Below are 9,465 nucleotides of genomic sequence, written 5' to 3' on the forward strand. Positions count from 1 at the left end.
GCTGCACGGACATATGACGAATTATGGAAGGCGGTCGGTCATGTTTGTAACCTGTTCACCCCTGACGAATGCTACAACTTCTTCAAGGCCGCTGGATATGAAACTGATTGAACCAGACGCGCTCTAATTGAGTAGTCCGGCATGGCGCATCGCGGCATCCATGCGCGCCTTTGCAGTCTGTGTCAGGCCCAGAAGCGGCATACGCACCTCTTCGCGGCATTTGCCCAAACGCGACAGCCCGTATTTTGCCCCAACAAGGCCGGGTTCGGCAAAGATCGCGACGTGAAGGGGCATCAGTCGGTCGTGCAACTCCAGCGCACGGCTGTAATCGCCGGCCAGTGTTGCGTCCTGAAACTCGGCGCAAAGCCGGGGCGCGACATTGGCTGTAACCGAAATACACCCGATTCCACCTTGAGCGTTGAAGCCCGGCGCGGTCGCGTCTTCGCCCGAAAGCTGAATGAAATCGGGACCGCAGGCCATGCGTTGCAGGCTGACACGTTCCAGTTTGCCAGTGGCGTCTTTGACCCCGACGATGCGGGGCAGTTCCGCCAGCCGCGCCATGGTGTCGGGCATCATATCGACCACGGAGCGACCGGGTATGTTGTAGATGATGATCGGCAGGTCGCAGGCATCATGCAACGCGGTAAAATGCGCAACAAGTCCGTCTTGCGTCGGCTTGTTGTAATAGGGCGTCACGACCAGTGCCGCATCTGCGCCAACTTTTTCGGCATGGCGCAAAAAGCCGATTGCTTCTTTTGTGTTGTTGGAGCCCGCGCCCGCGATAACCGGCACACGGCCCGCCGTCGCCTGGACGACCTCTTCGATCACGCGCTTATGTTCGTCGTGGCTTAGCGTGGGGCTTTCACCCGTTGTGCCAACCGGCACAAGCCCGTGCGAGCCTTCTGCGATCTGCCATTCGATCAACGCGTGTAGTGCATCCAGATCAAGCGCGTCATCTTTGAGAGGTGTGACCAAAGCCGGGATGGAGCCTCTGATCTGCATGTGCCTCTCCTCAATAGTTGCGCGGCCTGATTGTGTGGCCTGTTTCAAGCGCGATCGCACGCTGATTGCGCGAATGTGTGTTGTCGCAAGGTTTGTGGCGGTTAGAACGAAAGGGCGTGGTTTTCAAGGTCAAAAGAGGGTTCCCTATGCAGAAGCGCAGCGCGAATGTCTGGCTTGTCGCCTGTTTTACAGGGGCGTTAGGGCTATGGATGCCCTCTGCGTCGGCACAAGATACAGCGCCACCGTCCCGCGCCGAAGGCCTGCTGGGAGCTGCTCTGGACGCGGCAGATGCGGGCGACAGCGCCACCGCGCGTGAAATCGGTGCAGCATTGTCACCAGTCGCACTTGCCTTGGTAGACTGGCACTTGCTGCGGGGCGGCACGGGCACGCTTGCGGAGTATGAACGGTTTCTGGACGCGCGCGGTCATTGGCCACTGGCCGACCGTCTGCAACGCGATGCCGAAGCACTGCTGACAAGTGACGACCCCGCGCGCACGCGTCAGTTCTTTGCGGTTCGCACACCGCTGACGGATGCAGGCAAACTGACGCTGGCCTTCGCCTTGCGCGAAACCGAGCCCGAGCGCGCCGCAACATTGGCGCGTGAGCTGTGGCAGAATGCGCCGTTGACGGAGGGTGATGAAAACCGGTTGCTGGCGGCTTTCGGGGCAGATTTGAGCGGGCTGCACGCAGAGCGTGTTGACGCGCTGTTGTGGGATGGCGCCCAAAGCGCTGCGGCGCGCAACATGGCGCGTCTGGATGCCGGACAGATGGCCTTGGCGCGCGCGCGGATTGCCTTGCAAGCGCGCGAAAACGGCGTCGATGCGCTGGTCGCTGCGGTGCCAGAGGGCCTGAGCAACGATCCCGGTCTGGCGCATGACCGCTTCGATTTTCGCTATGATCAGGTCAGCCGCGACAGCGCTGCAGACTTGATGCTGGAGCAGTCACGCGCGCCCGAAGGGCTTGGCCGCGCCCAAGCATGGGGGTCGCGCCGCATTGCGCTTGTGCGCGGTGCCATGTCGGATGGCGATTATGCAAAAGCCTACGCGCTGGCCACGCCGCATGGGTTGGACGACGGACTTGCCTTTGTCGATCTGGCCTTTCTGGCCGGGTTTATTGCGCTGGAATATCTGGATGCTCCGCAACAGGCGTTAGAGCATTTCCGGGCTTTGCGCGTGCGGGTGTCCAGCCCCATCTCGCTCGGCCGCGCCGGCTTTTGGGAAGGGCGTGCCCATGAACGTGCAGGTGACGCGATTGCAGCGCAGGCTGCCTATGAATTCGCCGCAGAACACCAGACCGCATATTACGGCCAGCTTGCAGCAGAGCGGATCGGGCTGTCATTCGACCCGGCTTTGGTGGCGGGGCCGGACTATCCGCATTGGCAGGAAACCGCGCTGGCCGAGTCTGATCTGCTGGCCGCCGCGCAACTGTTATACGCATCGGGCGACTGGTATGAAGCGCGCCGCGTTCTGATGCATCTGGCTGGCCAGTTGGAGAGCGAAGCGGAGCTTGGCGCGCTGACCGACCTGATGCTGGAATGGGGCGAGCCGAATTTCGCCCTGAAGCTGGCCAAGATCGCCGTGCGGGATGGCATTGTGCTGCCGCGCGCATATTTCCCTGTTCCGGATGCGAGTCGAGACGGTTTGGCGGCACCGGACGATCTGGTGTTGGCGATCACCCGGCGCGAGAGCGAGTTTGACCCGCGCGCCCGCAGCCGTGCCGATGCGCGGGGGCTGATGCAGCTATTGCCAGGCACGGGGCAGATGATGGCGCGCAGGTTGGGGCTGCCCTTCGACCCGGCAGACCTGACCGGTGATCCTGCCTCGAACATGCGCCTTGGTGCGGCCTATCTGGCGGAATTGCGCGACGAATTCGGCCCGTCCTTGGGGTTGGTCGCTGCGGGCTATAATGCCGGTCCCGGCCGTCCGCGCCGCTGGGTCCAAGAGATCGGGGATCCGCGCGATCCGAATGTTGATTTTGTCACATGGGTCGAAAGCGTGCCTTTCGCAGAGACCCGCAATTACATCATGCGCGTGGCCGAATCGCAGATCGTCTACCGCAGCCGTTTGGCGGGCAGCGTTCAGCCCATAGACCTAGAAGCGCTGATCCGCGGGCGCTAGGAAAGCTACCCCCCAAGGCAGGCCCAATGCGGGGGGTGCGGGTCTGACAGCCGCCGGTTGACTGCGTCCAGATCGAGCGGGCGCGTCGGGGCTTGGTGGTCGGGCGCAAAGGCGTCGTAGCCGAACACGTCGAAATCCCACCGGTAAATCTCGTACACCAGATGCAGCGTCAGATCGTCAAAAAAGTCGGTGATCGGCAGGTCGGGACGCTTGGCCACGTTGAAACGGGGCAACAGGGCAGGGCGGTGCGCGTCTGGCACCCGTGCCAGCACCGGCGCTACGCCGCGCGTAAAATCCTCGACATGGAACAGATGGTCGAAGGCCACACCATTGACGGTGAAAGACCGCAAATGCTGCGCCTGTGGCGTCCAGTGACGATCGTACCAGAAGCGGTCCTTGCCGCGCAGAGTGTCGCGCACAAACAGCACGAAGCGACGAAAGGCCGGGCGGGGGTCGGCGCCTGGTGCCAGATCCGCGCCGTAATGCTGGTTCAGAATGTCGCGCAGGTTGCCCCGGTAATATGTGCCATCCCGTTGTTGGGTGCAGACCTTGTCGAAGAAGCAGGCCAACAGCCGTGTGTAAGGGTTGCGTAGCGCGGAAAATACCATCCTGTCGGGCCGCTCCAGCGCTTTCAGAAATGTAGCGTCGGGCCATTTCGTGACATTATCCGTGGCATCGTGAATGTCGCCAGAGAAAAAGCGCCCATGATCGGCATGGTGCATCAGCTGCCCCAAGCTTGAACACGCGGCCTTTGGTACTTCGCGATAGACCAGCCCGCAAGTGCGACAGGCCCAGCCACCCGCAAAGCGCGCCGGATGCCGCGTCATGCCACTAGCGGGCCTTTGCATTCCTGTCCCTTTCCTCTGGGCGCTGTAAAGCGTATCTTGCGGGCAGCAGCCATTGCCCGAGGTTTTCATGCCCTATTCCTACGACGACCAGAACATCTTCGCCAAGATATTGCGAGGCGAAATACCCTGCAAAAAACTGGCAGAGACCGAGCATTGCCTTGCGTTTCACGATATCGCGCCGCAAGCGCCCCATCATGTCCTTGTCATTCCCAAGGGCGCGTATGTGAACTACGACCACTTCGCCAAGGCCGCGACAGATGCCGAGATCGTGGATTTCACCCGCTTCGTGGGCGCTGTCTGTGCACAATTGGGGGTTTGCCCGACCGAAGCGCAGGCCGGTTATAGGCTGATTTCCAATGCCGGACCTGACGGAATGCAGGAAGTGCCTCACCTGCATGTGCACATCCTGGCGGGTGCGAATATCGGTCCGCTGACTGCGAAGCGGACTTGACGGCAGGCGGACAAGCCCCTAATCCCAGCCTCCAGAGGCGAGTTGGCGGAGTGGTTACGCAGCGGATTGCAAATCCGTGTACACCGGTTCGATTCCGGTACTCGCCTCCACTTCCATTCCCGACATTTCATCCCGATCTGCCGCCCGTTCAGGGCGGTTTCGGCGTTATTCGCCGTGGTATTGAGGATGTTGCCGCAGCGTCAAGACACGGTCTTCGCGGCGGTTTGCCCGCCGCGTGCCGCTTTTGCAGGCAAATGTCGCGAAATGCGCCACCCTGACTGTTTAACGACTTGACCGTTGGACCCAGCTTGTCGCAGGTTATTGAGGCAACAGGCGCAATCTTGCGCTGATGCTAACCGCCCATAAGGGCAGACCGCCGCCAAGGCGGCGTCAACAGAGAGGAAGACATGAAAACATCCGTATTTTACGGCACTCTTGCCGCGTCCGCGCTTTTGGCTGGTGCCGCGAGCGCGCAATCTACTTTGGAAACGGTTCAGTCGAACGGTGAGCTGTCCTGCGGCGTGTCCACCGGTCTGGCCGGTTTCTCCGCTCCCGATGCAAATGGCGTCTGGCAGGGTTTCGACGTTGCAGTTTGCCGCGCCGTTGCCGCGGCTGTTTTGGGCGACCCGATGGCCGTGAACTTCGTGTCGACGACTGGTCAGACCCGTTTCTCGGCACTCGCATCGGGCGAGATCGACATGCTGGCCCGTAACACCACCTGGACCTTCTCGCGCGATGTGGACCTTGGCTTCACCTTTGCCGGTGTAAACTACTACGACGGTCAGGGTTTCATGGTGAACCGTGAGCTGGGTGTCAGCTCTGCAATGGAGCTGAGCGGTGCGACGGTCTGCATCCAGACCGGCACCACGACGGAATTGAACCTTGCGGACTTTTTCCGTGTGAACGGCATGGACTATGAGCCGGTTCCGATCGAAACCAACGCCGAAGCACAGCAGCAGTATCTGGCTGGTGCCTGCGACGTGTACACCAAGGATTCGTCCGGCCTTGCCGCGACGCGCGCATCGTTCCCCGAGCCGGGCAACCACGCGATCCTGCCCGAGATCATCTCGAAAGAGCCGCTTGGACCAGCAGTGCGTCAGGGCGATGACCAGTGGGCAGATATCGTGCGCTGGACGCTGAACGCGTTGATCGCGGCTGAAGAACTGGGCGTCACCTCTGCCAATATCGAAGAACTGGCAGCCGGCACCGACAACCCGGAAATCAACCGTATGTTGGGCAGCGCTGGTGAACTGGGTGCAATGTTCGGTCTGGAAAGCGACTGGGCCGTGCGCGCGATTTCCGCAGGCGGCAACTACGGCGAGATCTTCGCCTCGACCATTGGTGAGCAAACGCCGATCGGTCTGGCCCGTGGCCTGAATGCACAGTGGACCCAAGGCGGCCTGCTTTACGCACCGCCCTTCCGCTAATAACGCAAATCACGACCGCGCCCTACATTCGGGGCGCGGTCTTTTCGTTCTCAACATCATGCCTTAGCGCCAACGGCGATGCGCTGCGTCTTGCAGCGACAGGAGAGGTCTATGTCCAGCACCAGCGATGCCCGCACGCCAACCGCTGCGCCGAAAGCTGCGTTTCGGTTAAGCATGCTGCTATACGATCAGCGATATCGCTCGATCACGATCCAGATCATTTTCCTGTTCGCATTGATGCTGGGCATTGCTTGGCTGGTCGACAACACCATCAACAACCTGCGGGCGCTCGGCAAGGACTTCAGCTTCTCATTCCTCACCGCACCTGCGGGGTATGACATCAACCAGCGTCCTATCGAATATGATAGCCAGATGACCCACGGTCGGGCGGCCCTTGTAGGTTTGCTGAATACCGCGATCCTGGCTGTCATGGCATGCGCTCTCGCGACGATACTCGGCGTCATCGCAGGCGTGCTGCGCCTGTCCAACAACTGGATCGTTGCACGGCTTATGACCGTCTATGTCGAGTTGTTCCGCAATATTCCAACCTTGGTCTGGATCATCATATTTGGCGCGATCATGACGGAATCGATGCCCGCACCCTCTGCGTTTCGCGGGGATGATCCATCCGCCTCCATGTTCCTGAACGAGTCCGTCGCGGTCACCAACCGTGGTGTATATATTCCATCCATTCAGTTCGCGAATAGTCTGGGCACGGTCAACCTTGGCGTTGTGTCACCTTCCATCAACTGGTTGTTGGTCTTTGCGGTTCTGATCGCGGGCATCTACGCCAATAAAGCGATCCTGAAGAACGCAACCGCAGTCCAAAACGCGACCGGCATTCGCCCCAAAACGTGGTGGAAATCCCTCGCCGTCCTTCTGGGGCCGGTGCTTGTTCTGTTCATCGTCTTTGGCGCGTTTCTGGAATATCCTGAATTGCGCGGGTTCAATTTTGCCGATGGCACGCATTTGCGCAACTCGCTGATTGCGATGTGGTTGGGTCTTGGCATCTACACCGGCGCTTTCGTTGCAGAGATCGTGCGCTCCGGCATTCTGGCGATTTCGCGCGGCCAGTCCGAAGCCGCTTTCGCGCTGGGTATGCAGCCGGGCAAGACGATGCGGTTGGTCATTCTACCGCAAGCGCTGCGCGTGATCGTTCCGCCGCTGATCTCGCAATATCTGAACATCACCAAGAACACATCGTTGGGGTTGGCGGTGGGGTATATGGATCTGCGCTCCACGCTTGGCGGTATCACCATCAACCAGACCGGGCGCGAACTGGAAGGGATGTTGCTGATGATGCTGATCTATCTGGCCGTCAGTCTGTCGATCTCCGGCGCGATGAACATCTACAACAACCGCATCATGCTGAAGGAACGGTAAAATGAGTGATACCCATTCCAACACCGTCAGCTATGTGCGCGACAGCATGCTGCCGCAGCAAGAGCCGCCGCTGAAAGATCGTGGTGCTGTCAAATGGCTGCGCGAGAATCTGTTTTCCGGCTGGCTGAACACGGTTCTGACGCTGCTGTCGATTCTCACGGTCTGGTTCATCATCATCGAAATCGGCCCGTGGTTGATGAACACGGTCTGGAATGCCGGGTCATTGCGCGAATGTCGCGAGATCCTCGATGGCACCTCGGGCGCATGCTTCGCTGTCATCAAGGACCGCTGGCACCAATTGATGTTCGGCTTCTATCCGCCGGAATACTACTGGCGCCCGGTTCTGGCCTTCGTGCTGATGCTGGTGGCCGTGGCACCGATCCTGTTCGCTGAATTGCCGCGCAAAATGTTGTACTTCTCGGCCCTGTTCCCGTTTGTGGGGTATCACCTGCTCTGGGGCGGGTCGATATGGTTGCCGGTTGCCGTGCTTTTGGGCTTCGTTGCTGGATATATTGCATTCCGACTGCTCGACCGCATGTCGTCGCTAATCAGCACGCTGGGCGCTGTCGCGGCCACTTTGGCGTGGTGGTTCCTGCTGGCCGGCCCGTTCAACGCGGCCATGACATCGGTTTTGCCAATCGGCTTGGAATTCGTCCGCTCCGACGCTTTCGGCGGCTTTCTGGTGTCCGTGGTGATCGGCGTGTCCGGCATTGCCCTGTCACTGCCCCTGGGCATCTTGCTGGCGCTAGGGCGGCGGTCAGAGATGATCTTTGTTAAAAGCGTTTGCGTAGTTTTCATCGAATTCATCCGGGGTGTGCCGCTGATCACCTTGTTGTTCACCGCATCATTGCTGCTGAACTATTTCCTGCCACCGGGCACGAGTTTTGATCTTATCCTACGCGTGATCATCATGGTTACGCTGTTCGCCACCGCCTACATGGCAGAGGTCATTCGCGGTGGTCTGGCGGCACTGCCCAAGGGCCAGTACGAGGCCGCCGACGCATTGGGGCTGGATTACTGGAAGGCGCAGCGCCTGATCATCATGCCGCAAGCACTGAAAATCTCTATCCCCGGCATCGTGAACACGTTTATCGGGTTGTTCAAGGATACCACACTGGTCGTGTTCATCGGGCTTCTGGACCCGATCGGGCTGTCCAACGCCATTCGTGCCGATACCAACTGGAACGGCATTTATTGGGAGCTGTTCATTTTCATCGGCGCCCTGTTCTTCATCTTCTGTTTCAGCATGTCGCGCTACTCGCAATACCTAGAGCGCAAGCTAAAAACTGATCACCGTTAAGGAGCGCGACCCATGTCAGATGCTGCCGCCGCAGAGCGTAATATCGACACCAGCAAGATGCAGATCAGCGACGAGATCGCGATCCAGATTTCTGCCATGAACAAATGGTATGGCAGTTTCCATGTCTTGCGCGACATCAACATGACGGTGAATCGGGGGGAACGTATCGTTATTTGCGGCCCCTCCGGCTCTGGCAAATCCACCTTGATCCGCTGCATCAACCGGCTAGAGGAACATCAGGCGGGCCAGATCATTGTCGATGGCACCGAATTGTCAGGCGATCTGAAGAATATCGACAAGGTCCGGTCAGAGGTCGGGATGGTGTTCCAGCACTTCAACCTGTTCCCACATCTGACCATTCTGGAAAACTGCACCCTCGCGCCGATCTGGGTGCGCAAGGTTCCCAAGCGCGAAGCTGAGGAAACCGCCATGCATTTTCTGGAGAAGGTCAAGATCCCCGAACAGGCGGACAAATACCCCGGCCAACTGTCGGGCGGGCAGCAGCAGCGCGTGGCCATTGCACGTTCGCTGTGCATGAAGCCGCGGATCATGCTGTTCGATGAACCGACCTCGGCGCTTGACCCTGAGATGATCAAGGAAGTGCTCGACACAATGATCAGTCTGGCAGAGGAGGGCATGACCATGCTGTGCGTGACTCATGAAATGGGCTTTGCACAGGCGGTTGCGAACCGTGTTGTGTTCATGGACCAAGGCCAGATCGTGGAGCAGAATGAACCCAAAGAGTTCTTCAACAACCCGAAATCAGAGCGCACCAAGCTGTTCCTGAGCCAGATTCTGGGCCATTGACCCTAGAGCGCGTCCGGTTTGACCAGATTCAGGATTCCCTTACTTCATGATCCATGATTCCATGTCTTTGAGCAGATATGGAGATAACAGATGGGCAAACCACATCCACTTGCGTTGCGAGAGCGCGTTG

The 9,465-nt window shown here is 59.4% G+C and carries 8 protein-coding genes and 1 tRNA gene; 7 read left to right on the forward strand and 2 right to left on the reverse strand.

What is annotated here, in order from left to right; all coding sequences use genetic code 11:
• Window positions 1–123: 123 nt before the first annotated feature.
• Window positions 124–1,002: a 4-hydroxy-tetrahydrodipicolinate synthase gene (dapA, locus tag ROE7235_RS17570; RefSeq protein ID WP_121096938.1), complete on the reverse strand. Its 879-nt coding sequence runs from the start codon at window positions 1,000–1,002 to the stop codon at window positions 124–126.
• A gap of 146 nt (window positions 1,003–1,148) precedes the next feature.
• On the opposite strand from dapA, the gene ROE7235_RS17575 reads away from it, so the two are divergent.
• Window positions 1,149–3,119, forward strand: coding sequence for a lytic transglycosylase domain-containing protein (locus tag ROE7235_RS17575; RefSeq protein WP_121096940.1), 1,971 nt, complete (start codon window positions 1,149–1,151; stop codon window positions 3,117–3,119).
• 5 nt (window positions 3,120–3,124) lie between these two features.
• Here the strand turns inward: ROE7235_RS17575 and ROE7235_RS17580 are convergent, their stop codons facing one another.
• A complete protein-coding gene (locus tag ROE7235_RS17580) occupies window positions 3,125–3,946 on the reverse strand; it encodes a sulfotransferase family 2 domain-containing protein (protein ID WP_183073567.1) in 822 nt (273 codons plus the stop codon).
• 88 nt (window positions 3,947–4,034) lie between these two features.
• On the opposite strand from ROE7235_RS17580, the gene ROE7235_RS17585 reads away from it, so the two are divergent.
• From ROE7235_RS17585 to ROE7235_RS17610, 6 genes are all read left to right on the forward strand, one after another.
• Complete coding sequence (locus ROE7235_RS17585; RefSeq protein ID WP_121096944.1) at window positions 4,035–4,418, forward strand: histidine triad nucleotide-binding protein; 384 nt, start codon at window positions 4,035–4,037, stop codon at window positions 4,416–4,418.
• Window positions 4,419–4,454: 36 nt separating this feature from the next.
• Window positions 4,455–4,528: transfer RNA gene (locus tag ROE7235_RS17590), tRNA-Cys, on the forward strand.
• A 297-nt stretch (window positions 4,529–4,825) separates the two neighbouring features.
• Window positions 4,826–5,845, forward strand: coding sequence for an amino acid ABC transporter substrate-binding protein (locus tag ROE7235_RS17595; protein WP_121096946.1), 1,020 nt, complete (start codon window positions 4,826–4,828; stop codon window positions 5,843–5,845).
• Window positions 5,846–5,956: 111 nt separating this feature from the next.
• Window positions 5,957–7,228 carry an amino acid ABC transporter permease gene (locus ROE7235_RS17600; protein WP_121096948.1) on the forward strand — a complete coding sequence of 424 codons (1,272 nt, stop codon included), beginning with the start codon at window positions 5,957–5,959 and terminating at the stop codon, window positions 7,226–7,228.
• Between the two features lies 1 nt (window position 7,229).
• Entirely contained in the window at window positions 7,230–8,528 is a 1,299-nt protein-coding gene (locus ROE7235_RS17605; RefSeq protein WP_121096950.1) for an amino acid ABC transporter permease, read from the forward strand.
• Between the two features lie 12 nt (window positions 8,529–8,540).
• Window positions 8,541–9,335, forward strand: a complete 795-nt coding sequence (locus ROE7235_RS17610) for an amino acid ABC transporter ATP-binding protein (RefSeq protein ID WP_121096952.1) — start codon at window positions 8,541–8,543, stop codon at window positions 9,333–9,335.
• The last annotated feature ends 130 nt before the right edge of the window (window positions 9,336–9,465 follow it).

The organism is Roseinatronobacter ekhonensis, from assembly GCF_900499075.1.
Taxonomy (GTDB): Bacteria; Pseudomonadota; Alphaproteobacteria; order Rhodobacterales; family Rhodobacteraceae; genus Roseinatronobacter; species Roseinatronobacter ekhonensis.

Bases quoted from the DNA above. Each gene is read 5' to 3' on its own strand.
- dapA (WP_121096938.1), bottom strand. From the start codon at position 1,002: ATGCAGATCAGAGGCTCCATCCCGGCTTTGGTCACACCTCTCAAAGAT.
- ROE7235_RS17575 (WP_121096940.1), top strand. From the start codon at position 1,149: ATGCAGAAGCGCAGCGCGAATGTCTGGCTTGTCGCCTGTTTTACAGGG.
- ROE7235_RS17580 (WP_183073567.1), bottom strand. From the start codon at position 3,946: ATGACGCGGCATCCGGCGCGCTTTGCGGGTGGCTGGGCCTGTCGCACT.
- ROE7235_RS17585 (WP_121096944.1), top strand. From the start codon at position 4,035: ATGCCCTATTCCTACGACGACCAGAACATCTTCGCCAAGATATTGCGA.
- ROE7235_RS17595 (WP_121096946.1), top strand. From the start codon at position 4,826: ATGAAAACATCCGTATTTTACGGCACTCTTGCCGCGTCCGCGCTTTTG.
- ROE7235_RS17600 (WP_121096948.1), top strand. From the start codon at position 5,957: ATGTCCAGCACCAGCGATGCCCGCACGCCAACCGCTGCGCCGAAAGCT.
- ROE7235_RS17605 (WP_121096950.1), top strand. From the start codon at position 7,230: ATGAGTGATACCCATTCCAACACCGTCAGCTATGTGCGCGACAGCATG.
- ROE7235_RS17610 (WP_121096952.1), top strand. From the start codon at position 8,541: ATGTCAGATGCTGCCGCCGCAGAGCGTAATATCGACACCAGCAAGATG.